The sequence below is a fragment of the Tardiphaga sp. genome (genome assembly GCF_028290785.1).
Classification (GTDB): Bacteria; Pseudomonadota; Alphaproteobacteria; order Rhizobiales; family Xanthobacteraceae; genus Tardiphaga.
The window spans coordinates 1-18,457 of record NZ_JAQGJD010000345.1 but is presented as its reverse complement, the minus strand read 5'-3'; the positions used below and the strand labels follow the sequence as shown (position 1 = coordinate 18,457).

Annotated in this window: 15 protein-coding genes; 4 read left to right on the top strand and 11 right to left on the bottom strand. The window is 64.8% G+C overall.

From position 1 onward, the window contains the following. A partial coding sequence (locus JWR89_RS22225) for a hypothetical protein (protein ID WP_299720192.1) occupies nt 1–191 on the bottom strand: 191 nt, incomplete at its 3' end. A 267-nt stretch (nt 192–458) separates the two neighbouring features. Between JWR89_RS22225 and JWR89_RS22220 the strand changes: the two genes are divergently transcribed. Further along, on the top strand, nt 459–1,376 hold the full coding sequence (locus JWR89_RS22220) for a DMT family transporter (protein WP_299720190.1): 918 nt from the start codon (nt 459–461) through the stop codon (nt 1,374–1,376). A 125-nt stretch (nt 1,377–1,501) separates the two neighbouring features. Here the strand turns inward: JWR89_RS22220 and JWR89_RS22215 are convergent, their stop codons facing one another. The 4 genes from JWR89_RS22215 to mbfA form a co-directional block, all read right to left on the bottom strand. Continuing rightward, nucleotides 1,502–2,299: an ABC transporter ATP-binding protein gene (locus JWR89_RS22215; protein ID WP_299720188.1), complete on the bottom strand. Its 798-nt coding sequence runs from the start codon at nt 2,297–2,299 to the stop codon at nt 1,502–1,504. Then, nucleotides 2,293–3,333, bottom strand: coding sequence for an ABC transporter permease subunit (locus tag JWR89_RS22210; protein WP_299720186.1), 1,041 nt, complete (start codon nt 3,331–3,333; stop codon nt 2,293–2,295). Before JWR89_RS22210 ends, JWR89_RS22215 begins: the two co-directional genes overlap by 7 nt. Further along, complete coding sequence (locus JWR89_RS22205; protein WP_299720184.1) at nt 3,311–4,408, bottom strand: ABC transporter substrate-binding protein; 1,098 nt, start codon at nt 4,406–4,408, stop codon at nt 3,311–3,313. The genes JWR89_RS22210 and JWR89_RS22205 overlap by 23 nt, the downstream gene beginning before the upstream one ends. Nucleotides 4,409–4,738: 330 nt before the next feature. Further along, on the bottom strand, nt 4,739–5,710 hold the full coding sequence (gene mbfA, locus JWR89_RS22200) for an iron exporter MbfA (protein WP_299720182.1): 972 nt from the start codon (nt 5,708–5,710) through the stop codon (nt 4,739–4,741). Between the two features lie 175 nt (nt 5,711–5,885). Between mbfA and JWR89_RS22195 the strand changes: the two genes are divergently transcribed. The 3 genes from JWR89_RS22195 (at nt 5,886) to JWR89_RS22185 (ending at nt 10,259) form a co-directional block, all read left to right on the top strand. Then, a complete protein-coding gene (locus JWR89_RS22195; RefSeq protein ID WP_299720180.1) occupies nt 5,886–7,385 on the top strand; it encodes a sensor histidine kinase in 1,500 nt (499 codons plus the stop codon). 260 nt (nt 7,386–7,645) lie between these two features. Then, entirely contained in the window at nt 7,646–8,632 is a 987-nt protein-coding gene (locus JWR89_RS22190; RefSeq protein ID WP_299720178.1) for a tripartite tricarboxylate transporter substrate binding protein, read from the top strand. A 271-nt stretch (nt 8,633–8,903) separates the two neighbouring features. Then, the gene (locus tag JWR89_RS22185) at nt 8,904–10,259 is read left to right on the top strand and encodes an esterase-like activity of phytase family protein (protein ID WP_299720177.1); all 1,356 of its coding nucleotides are present in this window, start codon (nt 8,904–8,906) and stop codon (nt 10,257–10,259) included. Nucleotides 10,260–10,525: 266 nt separating this feature from the next. Here JWR89_RS22185 and JWR89_RS22180 read toward each other — a convergent pair whose 3' ends face one another. The 6 genes from JWR89_RS22180 to JWR89_RS22155 all read right to left on the bottom strand — a co-directional run. Beyond that, the gene (locus JWR89_RS22180; RefSeq protein ID WP_299720176.1) at nt 10,526–12,211 is read right to left on the bottom strand and encodes a cache domain-containing protein; all 1,686 of its coding nucleotides are present in this window, start codon (nt 12,209–12,211) and stop codon (nt 10,526–10,528) included. A gap of 293 nt (nt 12,212–12,504) precedes the next feature. Next, nucleotides 12,505–14,190: a methyl-accepting chemotaxis protein gene (locus JWR89_RS22175; protein ID WP_299720175.1), complete on the bottom strand. Its 1,686-nt coding sequence runs from the start codon at nt 14,188–14,190 to the stop codon at nt 12,505–12,507. Nucleotides 14,191–14,363: 173 nt separating this feature from the next. Continuing rightward, a complete protein-coding gene (gene serA, locus JWR89_RS22170; RefSeq protein ID WP_299720174.1) occupies nt 14,364–15,953 on the bottom strand; it encodes a phosphoglycerate dehydrogenase in 1,590 nt (529 codons plus the stop codon). A 213-nt stretch (nt 15,954–16,166) separates the two neighbouring features. Then, complete coding sequence (locus tag JWR89_RS22165; RefSeq protein WP_299720172.1) at nt 16,167–17,339, bottom strand: phosphoserine transaminase; 1,173 nt, start codon at nt 17,337–17,339, stop codon at nt 16,167–16,169. A 79-nt stretch (nt 17,340–17,418) separates the two neighbouring features. Beyond that, complete coding sequence (locus JWR89_RS22160) at nt 17,419–17,655, bottom strand: hypothetical protein (protein WP_299720170.1); 237 nt, start codon at nt 17,653–17,655, stop codon at nt 17,419–17,421. A 345-nt stretch (nt 17,656–18,000) separates the two neighbouring features. Continuing rightward, a partial coding sequence (locus JWR89_RS22155) for a glutathione S-transferase family protein (RefSeq protein WP_299720168.1) occupies nt 18,001–18,457 on the bottom strand: 457 nt, incomplete at its 5' end.

Here is an 18,457-nt window from a genome sequence, read left to right as displayed (position 1 = left end):
CGGGCCGCGCGCGGGGTGCGCACCGGCGCCACGGCGGCGCGACGACGCGGCGCGGGCGGGTTGACCACCACCGGCGGAAGTTGCGAAGCGGTGGCGGCGGGTTGCTGCGCGATCGAGGAATCCAGCGTCAGCAGGCTCAGCGCACAGGTGGCCGACAGGATTGCAAGATGCGACAGATGAATCTTCTTCAACGCGGTGTCCCCGATCGTCAGTGTTCGCATCGACTCGCGGCCGACGCAAAATGGAATGCGATAGAGATCGGTTAGGCGAGCGCCACCGGCAATTCCATTGGAAGACCTCTAGAGAGGACGCATCGACGCGCATTCACGGAACAGTGTGGCTGCAGCGCCGCAGTGGCCCGGCTCATCGTGCATTCGCGCATGGACAGGCCGCGCCAACAGGTGTTGCGCACGACTCGAATTTACGAACATTTGAATCGATCCAAACTTCGGGAAACGATGAGCAATAAAGCCGCCTCGCCTTCATCCGCGCTGTTCGTGTGGTTCAGCAACCAGCCCTACCTGCTGCTCAGCCTGACCTCGCTGTTCTGGGCCGGCAACATGGTGCTCGGGCGTTACGTATCCGGCCACATTCCGCCGGTGACAATGGCCTGCGTGCGCTGGATCGGCGCGTTCTTCCTGCTGCTGCCGTTCGCCTGGCCGTATTGGCGGCGCGACTGGCCCACCCTGCGCGCCCACGTTCCACTGCTGCTGGTGCTGGCGTTCACCGGCTTCGCCGCCAATACTGCGCTGGCCTATTGGGGGCTGGTCTATACGCAGGCGCTGAACGGGCTGCTGATCCAGTCGGCCGGGCCACTCTGCGTGGCGCTGTGGACGCTGATCCTGTTCGGCGTGCGGCTGACCTGGGCGCAACTGCTCGGCATCGCGGCCTCATTGGCCGGCGTGCTGGTGATCATCCTGCGCGGCGACGTCACCGCGCTGGCCAGCATCGAGATCAACAAGGGCGACGCCATGCTGGCCGCGGCGCTGTTCATCTTCGGCATCTATTCGGCGCTGATGCTGCGGCGGCCGGTGACGCATCCGATGTCGCTGATCGTATTCACCGTGGGCTGCGGCGCGCTGATGACGGTCCCGCTTGCACTCTGGGAACTGGCGTCCGGGGCCACGCTGATCGTCGACCGGCTGACGCTGGCGACGCTGATCTACATCATCATCTTTCCGTCGGCATTGGCCTATCTGTTCTTCAACCGCGGCATCGCGCTGATCGGCCCGAACCGCGCCGCGCCGTTCCTGCACATGATGCCGGTGTTCGGCTCGGCCATGGCGATCGTGTTTCTCGGCGAGCGGTTGCAGCTGTTTCACCTCGCCGGTTACGCGCTGGTGCTGATGGGGGTGTTTGTGGCGTCACGGCGGTGAGGCGTAGCCCGGATGGCAATCCGGGGCCGGCCCCGCCGCCATCAACGCCGTTCCCGGATTTCGTCGACGCGCCACGATGTGGCACGCCAACGTCATCCGGGCTACCCACCAACGCTGCGCTCGTCTCACCACGTCGCGTCGAGCCCCAACAGGCCCAATATCTGCCGGCGCAACTCGGCCAGATGGGCGTCGCCGCGATGCCGCGGATACGGCCGATCGACGGCGATGTCGGCGGTGATCTTCGCCGGCCGGTCGCTGAACACGATGACACGGTTGGCGAGGAACAGCGCCTCTTCCACGTCGTGGGTCACCAGCAATGCCGTGACGCCGGTGCGCTGCCACAGCGACACCAGCTCGGCCTGCATGGTGATCCGCGTCAGCGAATCCAGCTTGCCGAGCGGCTCGTCGAGCACCAGGATCTTGGGATCGTTGACCAGCGCCCGCGCCAGTGCGACGCGCTGCGCCATGCCGCCGGACAGTTGATGCGGATAGGCGTTGCGGAACGACGACAGCCCGACCAGTTCGAGCGCCGCATCGACGCGGTGGCGCTGGGTCTTGAGGATGCCCTGCGCTTCCAGCCCGAGCGCGACATTGTCCCAGACTTTTCGCCATGGGAACAACGTCGGATCCTGGAACACGACGACGCGCGACGGAAACGGCCCGGTGATCGCCACGCCATCTTCACGCAAGGAACCCGAGCGTGGCGGCTCGAGGCCGGCGACCAGCCGCAGCAAGGTCGACTTGCCGCAGCCGGACGGCCCGAGCAAGGCGACGAACTCGCCGGGGGCCACGGTGATGCTGACATCGTCGAGCACCGGCAGCGCCTTGCCGTCGATGTCGAAGGCGTGGCTGACGTGATCGATGTCGAGCGAGGCGCCGGCGGCGATGAATGAGGCCTGCTCGGCCAATGCGGTAGCTACCATTTGACGACACCCTTCTGCCAGACCAGCAGATGGTCCCGCACCTTGAACAGCAGCGTGATGGCGCCGGAGCACAGCAGCGACATCACGATCAGCGCGGCATACATGTTGGCGTAGGACGCCCAGCCCTGCGCCCATTGCAGGTACCAGCCGAGGCCGGCCTTGACGCCCATCATCTCGGCGACGACCAGCACCGCGAAGGACGAGCCGAGCCCCATGAACAGGCCGACGAAGACGTGCGGCAGCGCCGCGGGGATCGCCACCTTCAACACCAGGAACGACGGCTTGGCGCCGAGCGTGCGCGCCACGTCGTAATAGGCGGTGCTGACGGAGGCGACGCCGGACCAGGTCAAGACCGTCACCGGAAAGCCGGTGGCCAGCGCGATCAGGAACGTGCTGGCGCTCCAGCTCGACGGAAAGGTGAAGAACGCGATCGGCAACCAGGCGGTCGCCGGCAATGGGCCGATAAAACGCAGGATCGGATGCACCCAGTAGCCGGCTGCGCGCGACCAGCCGATCGACACGCCGGTGAGGAAGCCGACGGCAGCGCCGATGAAGTAGCCGCCGAGCTGCAGCTTGATCGAGGCGAAGGCGCTGTCGAACAGTTTGGGCAGATCGTCGGTGTAGACTTCGACGATCGATTGCGGCGGCGGAAAGAATGGCAGCGGCAGCCAGCCGAATTTCGCGGTGGTGACTTCCCATAGCGTCAGGAACGCGCCAAGGGCCAAGAACCACGGCGCCCGCTGCTGCACGCCGGCGCCGAACTTGCCGAGCGCTTCGCGGGCGGTCGTGACGAGAAGAATGCCGGCGGCGACGACGAAGGCGGTGTAGGCCACGGCCTCGGTGCGCGGCCAGTCGCCGATATCGGGCCAGCGCAGGCATGACACGCCGAAGGCCAGCCAGGCGAGGCTTGCAACGATGCCGGAAAGGCTGAGGCGAAGCCGGCTGGCGATCTGCAAGCCGCCGTCGCCCGCAACGACCGCCGTCTCGCGATCGGCGCCGAACGGCGCGACCTCAGACGCGGAATACGTCGGCATAGATCTTCTCCGCGAATTTCGTCGTGTCGGTGCTCGGCTTGAACACGGAGACCTGCTTGAGGTCGTCCGCGTAGGACTTCAGCTCGCGCTTCAAGGCGTCGCCGACCGGGTGATGATGATGCGTGTGATAGCGGATCATCGCCTGCAGATCCGCTTCCGTGGCGGCCTTCGGCGCGAAGGGCAGGAACGACTTCGCCGCAATTTCGGGATTCTGCGAGGAGAACATCGCGGCATCGAGCAGCGCCTGCGTCAGCGCGCGCGCGACCTGCGGCTCGTCGCGGATCAGGTTGCCGCGGATGCCGACGATGCAGCAACTGATATCCTTGTAGGGGCCGTCGAGATTGGACCCGACCTCCCTGAACTCGCCATCCTTGAGCCAGAGATAGGCCAGCGGGTCGGACGCCAGGCCGATCTGCGCCTCGCCCTTCTCCACGGCGGTCCGCACCAGATTGGCGGGGTATTGCCGAAACTCGACGTCCTTGTCCGGATTGAGACCGACCTTGGCGAGCTGGATCGAAAAGAAGTTCTTGTCGGGGCCGGCCATGTCGCCGACTGCGATCACCTTGCCCTTGAAATCCGCAAGGCCTTTGATATCGGATTTCGCCGGCGCCAGCGCCCGCAGGCAGCCGCCATGGGTGCCGGCGACGATCTTGACGTCAAATCCCTGCTCCAGCGGCTTCAGCCAGCGCAGCGCCATGCCGACGCCCGCGTCGGACTTGCCGGTCGCAATCGCTTCCAGCAACTGGTCTGTCGATCCGCTGAAATTGACCAGTTCGACTTCGAGATTCTGCTTGGCGAAAAATCCGTGGTCGATCGCCACCGGCAACTGCACCGAGCACACCGCTCCGGCGTTCCACGAAAACTTCAGTTTTCGCGGCGCGCCGGTCAGCGCCGGCGCATCGGACGACGCCTTGCAGATCGGGAATTCGGAAAAATCGATGGTTGATGCCGGCCGGAACGGAAACGCCTGCGCGCTCCACACGCCAAGCGGCGCGGCAAACGCCGCAGCCGCGCCGGCGCGCAGCAGACTGCGGCGGTCGATGCGCGGGGATTGGTTGTCGCGATCGTTCGACATGATATCTCCTATGGATGGGCACGGCTTCGCCGTCGCCGCAACGCGCGTCGTTGCGGTTCGGATCCGTCCGACCGATGGTGGAAGTGAAGTTTAGTTAGCGAGCATCGCGACTATCACTGGTGACGCGCCCGCAATCCGTACCTTCAAAATGCTTGGCAACGGCGTTTTCGTCAATGAAATGGAATTTTGAATGTCGATGCAATTCGAGTGAATACGCCTTTGAACGGCGTCCTGCATAGTCGGACGCCGTGCATCGCCGGTTTGCTCGCCAGAGCTTCTCGGATTCGCTCACCGCTTGATGAGGATCAAGATTGTGTTGCAGGCGCGCGCCTACGCCCCGCCGATCAGGATTCCCACCGCCAGCACGATGACGCCGCCGAGCACGATCTGGAACACCGCCTGCATGAACGGCGTGTCCATGTAGCGCGCGCGGATGTAAGCGATCGCCCACAGTTCGAAGAACACCACCACGCCGGCGATCGCGGTGGCGATCCAGAACGCGTTGGCCCAGTCGTCCGGCACCAGATAGGGCAAGATATGGCCGAGGCCGCCGAGCGTCGTCATCAGCCCGCAGATGCCGCCGCGCAGCCACGGCGAGCCCCGGCCCGTCATCGAGCCGTCGTCGGACAGCGCCTCGGCAAAGCCCATGCTGATGCCGGCGCCGATCGAAGCCGCCAGCCCGACCAGAAAGGTCGGCCAGTTGTGGTGGGTGGCGAAGGCCGCCGCGAACAACGGCGCCAGCGTCGATACCGAACCGTCCATCAGGCCGGCGAGGCCGGGCTGGACGTACTGCAGCACGAACATGCGGTGCCGGGTCTTGTCCTCGGCGCTGCGCACGTCGGTGGTCAGGATGCTGTCGGAGAGCTTGGCGGCGAGGTGTTCGTGGCCCTTTTCCAGTTCGGCGAGATCGCCGAGCAACTTGCGGACCCCGACATCGGTCGCCTGTTCCGCCGCCCGGGCGTAGAAGCGCTCGGCCTCGAACTCCATCGTCTCGGCTTCCTTGCGGATGGCGTCGAGCGTGAGGTTGCGGGTCAGCCAGATCGGTCGCCGGCGGATGAAGCCCTTGACATCGCCGCGGCGGATCGGCGGCAGGTTGGGGCCGAACCGCTGCTCATACATCTGTAGCAAGAGGTGCCGGTGGCCCTTCTCTTCCTCTGCCATCTCGCTGAACACCTTGGCCGAGTCCGGATATCGCTCGGCGAGATCCTCGGCAAAGCTGAGATAAATGCGGCTGTCCTCCTCCTCGCCGGAAATGGCGACGGCCAGCACCTCGCGCTCGGTCAGATCGGAAAATGCCTTCATATCGCTGGACTTTCTCAGATTAGAATTATTCTAATCTAGTTAGCGAGTCGGCAACCCAAAGTCAAAGCAGCTTTGCCAGTGCCGCCATTCGTCCAACGGCTTCGTCATGGCGGCGCAGATCGATCATCCCTATGATCGGCGCACTGCTTCGCCAACGACATGCCCGGGGCCGCGCTTGCGAAAACTCTCTCTGCCGGTTCGGCTCGCGCTGCTCGTGGCCGGCACCATGCTGCCGCTGATCCTCTTTGCCGGGGCCATCATCTACCGCGACTATGAAAAGGACCGGCTCGAGGCCTCCGCGCGCGTGGTGGAAACCGCACGCGGCATCCGCACCGTGCTCGACGCCGAAACCCAGCGCATCACCGGGAGCCTGCAGGTGCTGTCGCTGACCAATTCATTGCGATCCGGCGATTTCGACACGTTCCGGCGTGTCGCCACGGGGTTTCTCGAGCAGTATCCGCCGGGCGGCGTACTGCTGGTCGCCGACCGCGACGGCCGCCAGTTGTTTTCCACGCTCACGACTGACGCCAGCAAACTGCCGCCGCGCAACAATCTCGACGTGGTGCGCAAGGTGTTCGAAACTGGCAAGCCGGCCTATTCCAACCTGTTTGTCGGTTCGGTGCTGAACAAGGCGATTCTGACGGTGGAGGTGCCGGCGATCATCGATGGCAGGGTGGTCTATGACATCTCCTTCACGCCGCCGATCGCCATGTTTCAGGCCGTCCTCGAAAGGCAACGCCCCGGTCCGGACTGGACAATGTCGATGTTCGACGCCGATGGCATCAACTTCGCGCGGGTGCCGAACCCGCAGGTGACGGTCGGCAAACCCGCCTCGCCGACGCTGTTCGCCGTCATGTTCACATCGCAGGAAGCACCGGTAGAGACAGTGTCGCTGGAAGGCGTGCCGCTGATCACCGCGGTGGCGCGGTCGCAGATCTCGGGCTGGATGGTCGGCGCCGGGATTGCGCAGGCGTCATTGGCGTCGCCGCTGTGGCGCGATCTCGGCGTCACCGTCGCCGTCGGCCTTCTGCTGCTGCTGATCGGCGTCGGATTCGCGCTGCGCATGGCCAGCGTGATCGCGCGCGGCGAGATGCTGCACGCGTTGCTGGTCGAGGAACTTAACCACCGCGTCAAGAACACGCTGGCGGTGCTGCAGGCGATCGCCAGCCAGACTTTTCGCAGCGCCAGCAAGGAGGAGCGTAGCGCCTTCGAGGGCCGGCTCGGCGCGCTGGCCAAGGCACACGACCTGCTGAGTCAGGAGAAGTGGGCTGGCGCCGACGTGCAGGACGTCGTCAATCGCGTGCTCGAGCCGTATGCGCAGATCGGTTCGCGGCGCGTGCGCATCTCCGGTCCGAAAGTGCCGCTGGCGCCGCCCCGCGCGGTGATGATGTCGATGATCCTGCACGAGATCGCCACCAACGCCGCCAAATACGGCGCGCTCTCCAACGACGCCGGCACCGTGAGCATCGCCTGGCAATTGCTGCTCGAACCGGCCGGCGAGAAGCTGCAACTGAGCTGGATCGAATCCGGCGGCCCGCGCGTTCACGCGCCGACCCGCAAGGGATTCGGGTCGCGGCTGATCGAGCGCGGTGCCCGCGACCAGCTCGGCGGCAGCGCCACCGCCGACTTCCTGCCCACCGGTGTGGTCTACACCATCGAGAGCGCGCTGAGCTGAGTGACTGATGTCAGGCGAGCGACGGCCGTGCGCCGCCTCGCCCCGCTCTTGCGGGGAGAGGGCTGGGGTGAGGGCCCCTGCGAGTGAAACGCTCGCCCCCCTCACCCGAAATGCGCTACGCGCATTCCGACCTTTCCCCGCAAGCGGGGCGAGGTGAAGAAGTAGGAATCTCGCTGAGGCCTTCCACCCCGCACCGACCTCGGCTAGCTTGCGCGCAACAACAGCCGGCCGCCGAGGCCGGATCAGGGAGAGCAGACGGAATGATCGGACTTCAAGGGATTCGTGGCGGGTTCACCGCGGCCGTGCTGGCATTGGCGATGGGTTCGGCAAGCGCCGCGTGGGCGCAGCCCGCCGCCTATCCGAACCGCACCATCACGCTGGTCTTGCCGTTCGCCGCAGGCTCCGGCACCGACAGCACGACGCGCATCATCTCGCAATATCTCGGCCAGGCGCTCGGCGTGCCGATCGTGATCGACAACAAGCCCGGCGCCAACGGCATGATCGCCGCGACCTATGTCGCTCGCGCCGCCCCCGATGGCTACACGCTGTTCGTCACCACCAACACCACGCATTCGGCGAACCCGTTTTTGCTGAAGACCATGACCTACGACCCGGTGAAGGATTTCACCGCGATCGCGCGCACCGGCGACCTGCCCTTCATGCTGGTGGTGAACCCCGAGGTTAAGGCGAAGACCGTCGCCGAGCTGGTCGCCTACGGCAAGGCCAATCCGGGCAAGCTGACCTATGCGTCCGGCAGTTCGTCGGCGATCGTGTCGGGCGCGACCTTCGCGCACAACGCCGGCATCGAGATGCTACACGTGCCGTACAAGAGCTCGCCGCCGGCGATGAACGACGTGATCGGCGGGCGCATCGACATGATGTTCACCGACGTGCCGAGCGGCCTGCCGCATGTCACCGGCAACGCGCTGCGGGCGCTGGCCGTCACCACCGCGAAGCGCTCGCCGCTGGTGCCGGAGTTGCCCACCATGCAGGAAGCCGGCGTGCCCGACTTCGACATCACCTCGTGGCAGGCCTATTTCGGCCCGGCCGGGCTGCCGAAGGAGATTGTGGTCAAGCTCAATAGCGAGATCCGCAAGATCATCGAGAAGCCGGAGATCAAGGCGCAACTCGCCAATCTCGGCATGGATGCATTTTCCGGCACGCCGGAAGAACTCGATGCCTTCGTCAAGCAGCAGCTCGTGCTGTGGGAGAAGCTGATCACCAACGCGAAGATCGAGAAGCAGTAGTCGATCACCGGCTTTTCAGCCGTCGTCCCCGCGAAGGCGGGGATCCATACACGCTGTCGAATGTGCTTTGGCAGAACAGGAGAGATTCTTTTTCACTTGAAGGGACGGAGGCTATGGGTCCCCGCCTTCGCGGGGACGACTCGTGGAGGGTGCGGCGCCAACTTGCCGCAGCGCTTTCCCCCGGCTGTCATCCCGCCGTCATCCCTCTGTCAGCGCGCCGTAACGCGCGCGCCCCAGAACACGCCGCATGGTCACCACAAGGAGAACCACCATGCGCCAATCCCTGCTCTGTTCCGTCGCGTCGATGATGCTGCTGTCGTCCGCGGCTTTCGCGCAAAGCGAAGGGGAGTTTCCCGCCAAGCTGGCCGGCCACGCCGTGCTGCCCGCGCTGACCATGATCGAGGCGCCGGCCGACGCGCCCGCCGACCTGAAGAACGCCGGCAAGTACACCACCGGCAAGCGCGTCGAAGCGCAGGGCACCGTGATGGGCAAGTCCTACGAGCGCGACACTGGCATCTCGCTGCCGTTCAAGGGCCAGCCGCTGCAGGGCCATTCCGGCATCAAGATGATGCCCGACGGCTCGTTCTGGGTGCTGACCGACAACGGCTCCGGCTCGCGCTACAATTCGGCCGACTCGATGCTGTACCTCAATCGTCACAAGATCGACTGGAAGGCCGGCAAGATCGAGCGCCAGGAAACCGTTTTCCTGCACGATCCCGACAAGAAGGTGCCGTTCCGCATCGTCCACGAGGACACCGCCAAGCGCTACCTCACGGGCGCCGATTTCGACACCGAAGGCTTTCAGCCGATCGGCGACAACTTCTGGATCGGCGACGAGTTCGGCCCCTACGTCCTGAAGACCGACAAGACCGGCAAGGTACTGGCGGTGTTCGAGACCGTCGCCGACGGCAAGCCAGTGCGTTCGCCGGACCATTGGCAGGTGCAGTCGCCGGGCGCGCCGGGCGCCACCTTCAGCAACGTCAATCTGCGCCGCTCCAAGGGGTATGAGGGCTTCGCCTCCTCGAAGGACGGCAAGTTCCTGTACGGCCTGCTGGAAGGCCCGATCTGGGATGCCGAGAAGAAGGACTGGGAGAAGGTCGATGGCAAGGAAGCCTCGCGCATTCTCGAGTTCGACGTCAAGGCGGAGAAATTTACCGGCCGCTACTGGCAGTATGTGTTCGAGCAGAACGGCAATGCGATCGGCGACTTCAACATGATCGACGCCGATCACGGCCTGATCATCGAGCGCGACAACGGCGAAGGCACCAAGGACAAGGCCTGCGCCGATGGCAAGCGCGGCACCGATTGCTTCCCGGACCTCGCCAAGTTCAAGCGCGTCGTGAAGATCGAGATGAACGACGGCAATGTCGGCAAGCCCGTCCGCAAAGTCGGCTTCATCGACCTGATGAAGATCCAGGACCCCGACAAGAAGTCGCTCAAGCCGCTCAACGACGGCGTGTTGACGTTCCCGTTCTTCACCATCGAGAACGTCGACATGGTGGACGCCACCCACATCATCGTCGGCAACGACAACAACCTGCCGTTCTCGTCGAGCCGCGAGCCCAACAAGGCTGACGACAACGAGTTCGTGCTGCTCGAAGTCGGGGAGTTTCTGAAGGCGAAGTAAGCAACAATAAGGCGCGCTGCTTATCCCTCCCCCCAGGCGAAGCGAAGCTTCGCAGGGTGGGGTCTGGCGGACGAAGTCGTCCGCCATGGGTGGCGCGTTTGAGAGCAAAGCGAACAAACGTGACGGGTGGGGGCGCACCACGAAAACCGCGCGTGTGGCGCCCCCCACCCCGGCCTCCACTCCGGCGATGCGGTGCATCGCCTCGTTCGGCCGACCCTCCCCACCGCAAGCGCGGGGGGAGGGAAGCCATTTCGTTCGTTGATATTCTACGCCGCGCGGACCTTGCTGAGGAAGTCGTTGACGGCGGCGCGCAGCATGCCGGACTGGTTGTCGAGTTCGCGGGCGTTCGTCAGCACCTGCGAGGCGGCGGTGCCGGTGGCTTCGGCAGCGGCGCTCACGCCGCCGATGTGATCGCTGACTTCGCTGGAGCCCGCCGCTACCGACTGGATGCTGCTGGCGATTTCCCGCGTCGCTTCGCCCTGCTCTTCCACGGCCGCAGAGATGCTGTTGGTGATCTGGCTCATCTCGGCGATGGTGGTCGTGATGGCGCCGATCGAGACGACCGCATCGCTGGTCGAGGCCTGCATGGCCGACACCTGGGCAGAAATTTCCTCGGTCGCCTTGGCGGTCTGGCTCGCCAGCGCCTTCACTTCGGAGGCCACCACTGCGAAGCCGCGGCCGGATTCGCCCGCACGGGCCGCCTCGATGGTAGCATTGAGCGCGAGCAGGTTGGTTTGCGAGGCGATGCTGTGGATCAACTGCACCACCTCGCCGATTTTCTCCGCTCCGCTCGACAGCAATTTCACCGTGGCATTGGTGCGCTCCGCATCGCCTACCGCCTTGCTGGCGATCGCGGTGGATTGCGACACCTGACGTAGCACCTCGTTGACCGAGGCCGACAATTGCTCCGCCGCCGAGGCGACGGTGCCGACATTGTTCGACGACCGCTCGGATGCGGCGCCGACCGTGGCCGCGCGCGAACTGGCGTCGCTTGCCGTGGCGGTCATCGATTGCGCGGTGGTCTGCATTTCAGCGGCGGCGCTCGACACCGAACGCACGATGCCGTTGACGCTGCGCTCGAAATCATCGGCGATACTCTCCATCGCCGCGCGGCGCTCCGCTGCGGCGCGGCCCTGCGCCGCCGCCTCGACCTGATCCAGCCCGCGGATCCGCAGCGCGTTGTCCTTGAACACCTGCACGGTCTTCGCCATGGCGCCGACCTCATCGCCACGCTCGACGCCGGGAATGCCATCCTCCAGCGCGCCCTCGGCGAGCGACCCCATGCGCGCGCCGAGCTGCCCCAGCGGGCGCGTGATACTGCGGCCGATCATCCACGCGAGTGCGCCGAGGCCGACGAAGATGGCGAACGCCGCGATCATCACCGTGCGGGCGCTCTCCCGGAGCTGCGCCTGCAGATCGTCGATATAGACGCCGGTGCCGATTACCCAGCCCCACGGCTCGAAGCCGACCACATAAGACAGCTTCGGCTGCGGCGCCTCACTGCCGGGCTTCGGCCAGAGGTAGTCGACGAACCCGGCCTTCTGCTTCTTGACCACATCGACGAATTCGACGAACAGGCGCTTGCCGTTGGGATCCTTGTTGCCGGAAAGATCCGAGCCGTTCATTTCAGGCTTGATGGGATGCATCACCATCCGCGGGCCGTAGTCGTTGATCCAGAAGTAGTCGTTGTTGCCGTAGCGCAGCTTGCCAATGCGGGCTGCCGCGTTCTTGCGCGCGGCCTCATCGGAGGTGCCGCGCTGGACGGACGCGTGTTCCTCCTCCGCGATGCCGAGGGCCAGTTGCGTCAGATGGGTGAGCTCGCTCTGGCGCTGCTGCTTCAGGGAATCCCCGAGCGTGTTCCACTGCATTAGTGCCAGCCCGGCCAGGCCGCAAAAGGTGAGCCCGATGATGCTGTACAGGCGGAGGCCGATGGACATCTTTGGAAAAGGCATTTTGGAGTATCCCTGCGAAGCGCGCCCTAAAATGGGCACTCTCACGCTCGCACGGCATGGTTGCTACTTCATGAAGTCGTGTATGATTTCGATCCGCGGCATGCGGGGCGTCGCGCGATCCGTCGTCAAGGCGACGAACAAATGGTAATTCAGCACCAACTGGCAACTGTAGTTAGACGAATTGATAGAGACCTGTGGTGCTATGAGCACACCGCGCTGGCGCACAACTTCGTTGATACACGTTCCCCGGCGCGAAGCGAAACTTCGCGCCGGGGAACGGAAGAAGATCGGTGCTACGCCGCGCGGACCTTGCTGAGGAAGTCATTGACCGCCGAGCGCAACATGCCGGACTGGCTGTCCAGTTCGCGGGCGTTGGCCAGCACCTGCGACGCCGCCGCGCCGGTCGCTTCGGCGGCCGAGCTGACGCCGCCGATATTGTTGCTGATCTCGCTGGCGCCGGCGGCAACCGACTGGATGCTCTGCGCGATCTCGCGCGTTGCCTTGCCCTGCTCCTCGACCGCGCCGGAGATGCGGCTGGTGATCTCGCTCATCTCGCCGATCGTGCCGGTGATACCCGTGATCGACGCCACCGCCTCGCTGGTGGACGCCTGCATGGCCGACACCTGGGCGGAGATCTCCTCGGTCGCCTTGGCGGTCTGGCTGGCCAGCGCCTTCACCTCAGAGGCCACCACGGCGAAGCCGCGGCCGGATTCGCCCGCGCGGGCCGCCTCGATGGTGGCGTTGAGCGCCAGCAGGTTGGTCTGCGACGCGATGTTGTGGATCAACTGAACCACCTCGCCGATCTTCTCGGCACCGCGCGACAGTAGCTGAACGGTGGCATTGGTACGCTCGGCGTCGCTGACTGCGCGGCTGGCGACCGCGGTCGATTGCGCCACCTGGCGCAACACCTCGTTGACCGACGCCGACAGCTCCTCGGCGGCGGACGCGACCGTCCCCACATCGTCCGACGATCGCTGCGATGCCGAGCCGACGGTGGCGGCGCGCGAACTGGCGTCGCTCGCCGTCGATGTCATCGATTGCGCGGTGGTCTGCATGCCAGCCGCCGCGGTCGAGACCGAGCGGACGATACCGTTGACGCTGCGTTCGAAGTCATCGGCAATGCTTTCCATCGTCGCGCGGCGTTCCGCGGCGACCCGACCCTGCGCGGCCGCCTCGACTTCGTCCAGCGCACGGATCCGCAGCGCGTTGTCCTTGAAGACCTGCACGGTCTTGGCCATCGCGCCGACTTCGTCGCCGCGCTCGACACCGGGAATCTGATCGTCGAGCGCGCCTTCGGCGAGCGACCCCATCCGCGCGCCAAGCTGCCCCAGCGGACGCGTGATGCTGCGACCAATGAGCCAGGCGATGACACCGGCGACCGCGCCGATCGCGGCGATGGCCAGGCCAAGTGCCCACATGATCGGTTTCAGTTTGGCATCGAGGTCATCGAGATAGGCGCCGGTCCCGACATACATGTTCCAGCCGGGAATGGCGGCCGCGTAACCCACCTTGGGGGTCGGCGTGGTCGCGCCGGGCTTTACGTAGTCGAAATACACCAGGGCCTCGCCCTTGGCCGCGACGCCGTCGCGCCATTCGCGGGTCATCGACCTACCATTGGTCATGGCGTTGAGACGATTCTGGCCGAACGCCTTGGGATCCTGGCCCATCAGGGTGACGCCCTCCATGGTGCCACCGAAGAAGTAGCCGGACCCATTGTCATAGGTCATCGTGTTGACGCGGCCGGTGAATTCCGCGATCGCCGCTTCCTTCGTGAGGGCGCCGGCATCGACCTTCTTCTGCAGACCGGCGGCCATGTTGCGCACGGTCTCGACGATGGTCTTGGTCTGCTCGATCCGCGCCGCCAGCATCTCCCGCTGCACCAGATAGCCGGCGAGAACGCCGGCCGCGCACAGCCCGAGCAGCGTCACCCCCACCAGGATGACCAGTTTGGGCGTGATGCGAAGATTATTGAGTTTCACTGGGGATCTCCGGAAGGTCGCGCGGCAGCGGACGATCCAGCGATCCTATTTGCAATTCGTTTACCTTCCGTTGCCGCGCAGCAAACGCAAGTTTGCCGCACCCAGGAAGAGCGGTTCACCCTCTGCTGCGTGCGGCGCCTTTTACGTCCGTGAGGCTGGCTCGACGGACCGGCTCAGAACACCAGTGCCTTGGCCTGCTTGACCTGCGGTAGCTCCTGCACCTTCGCCAACACGTCCGCCGGCACGACACCGTCCACCTCGACCAGCGCGATGGCGTCGCCACCCTTGGCGTTGCGGCCGAGATGGAAGGTGGCGATGTTGATCTTGGCATCGCCCAGCAGGCTGGCGAACTTGCCGATGAAACCGGGCTTGTCCTCGTTGGTGACATAAATCATCGACTTGCCGAATTCGGCATCGACACGGATGCCCTTGATGTCCACCAGGCGCGGCTGACCGTCGGCATAGACCGTGCCGGACACCGATCGCTCCTGCCGCTCGGTGGTGACGGTCACCGTGATCAGGCTCTCGTAGTCGCTCTGCGCCGCGCGGACGACTTCGTCCACCACCATGCCGCGTTCCTTGGCGACTACCGGCGCGGAGACAACGTTGATGTCGCCGAGCATCGGCCGCAGCAACCCGGTCAGGGCGGCCGAGGTCAGTGCCTTGATCTTCATCTCGGCCACGTGGCCTTCATAGGTGATGGTGACCTTGGCAATGCCGGTCTCGGTGAGCTGGCCGGCGAACGAGCCAAGCTTTTCCGCGAGCTCGATGAACGGCTTCAGCTTCGGCGCTTCTTCGGCGGTGATCGAGGGAAAGTTGACGGCATTGGAGATCGCGCCGGTCAGGAGATAGTCCGACATTTGTTCTGCGACCTGCAGCGCCACATTCTCCTGCGCCTCGGTGGTCGCAGCGCCCAGATGCGGCGTGCAGATCACGTTGGGATGGCCGAACAATACGTTGGTGGTGGCGGGCTCCTCGACGAACACGTCGAAGGCGGCGCCCGCGACATGCTTGGAATTCAGTGCATCGACCAGCGCCTGTTCATCGACCAGCCCGCCGCGGGCGCAGTTGACGATGCGCACCCCGGCCTTCATTTTCGCGATGGCCTGGGCGTCGATGATGTTTTTGGTCTTGTCGGTGAGCGGCGTATGCAGCGTGATGAAGTCGGCGCGCTTGAACAGCTCCTCGAGTTCGACCTTCTCAACGCCAATGTCCTTGGCTCGCTCCGGCGACAGGAACGGGTCGAATGCGATGACTTTCATCTTCAGGCCGAGCGCCCGGTCGGCGACGATGGCGCCAATATTGCCGCAGCCGATCACGCCCAGCGTCTTGCCGGTGATCTCGACGCCCATGAAGCGGTTCTTTTCCCACTTGCCGGCCTGGGTCGAGGCATCGGCCTGCGGAATCTCGCGCGCCAGCGCCATCATCAGCGTGATGGCGTGCTCGGCGGTGGTAATGGAATTGCCGAACGGCGTGTTCATCACAATGATGCCCTTCGCCGTCGCCGCTGGGATCTCGACGTTATCGACGCCGATGCCGGCGCGGCCGATCACCTTGAGCCGCGTCGCCTTCTCGAGGATTTTCGCAGTGGCCTTGGTCGCAGAGCGGATCGCGAGGCCGTCATAGTTGCCGATGATCTCGGCGAGCTTGTCTTTGTCCTTGCCGAGGTTGGGCTGGAAATCGACATCGATGCCGCGATCCTTGAATATCTGACCGGCGGCGGGGGAGAGGGCGTCGGAGATGAGGACTTTGGGGGCGGACATGGGATGTGATCCTGCAATGAATAAGGAATGGCGGTGCCACGAATGCGGTGCGCTCCTTCTCCCCGTTCTTACGGGGAGAAGGTCGGGATGAGGGGCCGCTGCAGACCCGCGAATGCCGAGATGAGGTGAGCTACGCGCAAGGCCCCTCACCCGGACTTCGCGCTACGCGCGAAATCCGACCTCTCCCCGCAAAGGGCGGGGAGAGGTTAAGAACTACGCCGCTTTCGCGAGCGAGCTCTTCATCTCGGCGAACGCCCAGTCGATCCACTGCGTCAGGATCTCGACGTCCTTCGCTTCAACCGTCGCGCCGCACCAGATGCGCAGACCGGCCGGGGCGTCGCGGTAGTGGGCGAAGTCGTAGCCGGCGCCTTCCTTCTCGACGGCCGCGACCAGCTTCTTGGCGAAGTCGGCCTGAGCATCCGGAGAAAGCGCGGTGATGGCGGGATCGATCACCTTCAGACACACCGAGGTGTTGGAGCGGATCGATGCGTCGGTGGCGAGGAAGTCCACCCATGGCGTCCGCGCCTTCCAGTCGGCCAGCACCTTCGTGTTGGCGTCGGCGCGTGCGATCAGCGCGTTGAGGCCGCCGACCGACTTGGCCCAGCCGAGCGCATCGAGATAGTCCTCGACGCACAGCATCGACGGCGTGTTGATGGTCTCGCCTTCGAAAATGCCTTCGTTGAGCTTGCCGCCCTTGGTCATGCGGAAAATCTTCGGCAGCGGCCAGGCCGGGGTGTAGCTCTCCAGACGCGCCACCGCGCGCGGCGACAGCACCAGCATACCGTGCGCAGCCTCGCCGCCCAGCGCCTTCTGCCAGGAGAAGGTGACGACATCGAGCTTCGCCCAGTCGAGTTTTTGCGCAAAGGCTGCGGAAGTCGCGTCGCAGATCGTCAGGCCTTCGCGGTCAGCCTTGATCCAGTCGGCATTGGGCACGCGCACGCCGGAGGTGGTGCCGTTCCAGGTGAAGACCACGTCGGAATTCGGATCGACCTTCGACAGATCCGGCAATTCGCCGTAGCCGGCCTGCAGCTTGGTGACGTCCTTGAGCTTCAGCTCCTTGACGATGTCGCTGACCCAGCCTTCGCCAAAGGATTCCCAGGCGATAGTCGTGACGGGGCGCGGCCCGAGCAGCGACCACAGCGCCATTTCCACGGCGCCAGTGTCGGAGGCCGGCACGATGCCGATGCGGTAGCCGGCCGGCACTTCCAGCACTTCGCGCGTCAGCTCGATCGCCAGCTTGAGCTTGGCCTTGCCGACCTTCGCGCGGTGCGAACGGCCGAGGGCGGCATCCTTGAGTTTTTCGGGGGTCCATCCGGGGCGCTTGGCGCAGGGGCCGGAGGAAAAATGCGGCACCTGAGGGCGCGCGGTCGGTTTGGTGGCGGTCATGATCTATCCTTCCAGATAGCAAGCCTCCCGTTGGGGGGAGGTGGCCCGCTGGCGTGGATATGGGAACAGGCGGAAAGCGTCAAGCCAGTTCGGGACTATCACGGCTGATTGATGGGCGGATGACGGGCTCGTCCGGCTCCTCTTCGGGCGCCTCTTCATCGGGCGTGTCGTGCGGGACCAGCGACGCCGCCAGCAGGCCAGACGCTTCCGCCACCGACCGCGCGGCCTGGCGACGGCTGGAGAACTTCATGACGCTCTGGCGATCGACCTGCACGACGTAGTCGCTGCCGATTTTTACGATTGAATAAATTGTCATTTATGTCCGGCGGCATTTTTGCGCGCGAATCTATGTACGTTTTAGTACAGGCGTCGGTTTCGAAGATATCGGCCGACGGGACGGGCTGGTTTACGCGGCGTTAACCCGACAGAATAGCCGGCCTGCCGGATGATACCGGCCGCGATCCGTTCTGAATATTCAGTGCGAAAAACGAACGACAGCGCCCCGCTTCGCTGCCGCTTTGCCGCAAAACAGCGTTCAGCCGACCCTTGCCGGGAACCTTGGCGCCATGACGTTATCCCCCGCCAATCCGCCAGGCGATGCCCGCTGCCGATCTGGCCGGCGCTGGTTCCAGCGCGCGCATATGTGCCGGAGCGGCGCCGCTCAGGCGACGCCCAACGCCTGCTCGGCGTCGCCGATCCAGCGTTTGATCGACTCGTAGCCATCGAGATGAAAGCCGCCTTCATGGGCGACGCGGGTATAGGCCAGCAACGCGACGTCGGCGAGCGACGCGCGGTCGCCGACCAAATAGCGCGTCTGCGCGAGATGGTGTTCCATCCGCGCCAGCGCCGCATAGCCGCGCTTGACCTTGTCCGGATCGAGATCCGAGACCGGCTTGCCGAGATAGACCATCTGGAAGCGGCAGGTGGCGACAAAAGGTTCGTGACTGTTCTGCTCCCAGAAAAGCCATTCATCCATCTTTGCGGCGTCGTAGGGATCGGCGGGAATGAGATCGCTGTCGCGGGCAAGATACCGAATGATCGCATTGGATTGCGCCAGCGGCCGGCCATCGTCGAGCACGACGGTGGGCACCTGCCCTGCCCCGTTCAGCCTGAGAAAC

Coding starts and splice junctions, on each gene's coding strand:
- JWR89_RS22165 (WP_299720172.1), bottom strand. CDS start 17,339: ATGACCGCCACCAAACCGACCGCGCGCCCTCAGGTGCCGCATTTTTCC.
- JWR89_RS22220 (WP_299720190.1), top strand. CDS start 459: ATGAGCAATAAAGCCGCCTCGCCTTCATCCGCGCTGTTCGTGTGGTTC.
- JWR89_RS22205 (WP_299720184.1), bottom strand. CDS start 4,408: ATGTCGAACGATCGCGACAACCAATCCCCGCGCATCGACCGCCGCAGT.
- mbfA (WP_299720182.1), bottom strand. CDS start 5,710: ATGAAGGCATTTTCCGATCTGACCGAGCGCGAGGTGCTGGCCGTCGCC.
- JWR89_RS22210 (WP_299720186.1), bottom strand. CDS start 3,333: ATGCCGACGTATTCCGCGTCTGAGGTCGCGCCGTTCGGCGCCGATCGC.
- JWR89_RS22215 (WP_299720188.1), bottom strand. CDS start 2,299: ATGGTAGCTACCGCATTGGCCGAGCAGGCCTCATTCATCGCCGCCGGC.
- JWR89_RS22180 (WP_299720176.1), bottom strand. CDS start 12,211: ATGCCTTTTCCAAAGATGTCCATCGGCCTCCGCCTGTACAGCATCATC.
- serA (WP_299720174.1), bottom strand. CDS start 15,953: ATGTCCGCCCCCAAAGTCCTCATCTCCGACGCCCTCTCCCCCGCCGCC.
- JWR89_RS22160 (WP_299720170.1), bottom strand. CDS start 17,655: ATGACAATTTATTCAATCGTAAAAATCGGCAGCGACTACGTCGTGCAG.
- JWR89_RS22185 (WP_299720177.1), top strand. CDS start 8,904: ATGCGCCAATCCCTGCTCTGTTCCGTCGCGTCGATGATGCTGCTGTCG.
- JWR89_RS22190 (WP_299720178.1), top strand. CDS start 7,646: ATGATCGGACTTCAAGGGATTCGTGGCGGGTTCACCGCGGCCGTGCTG.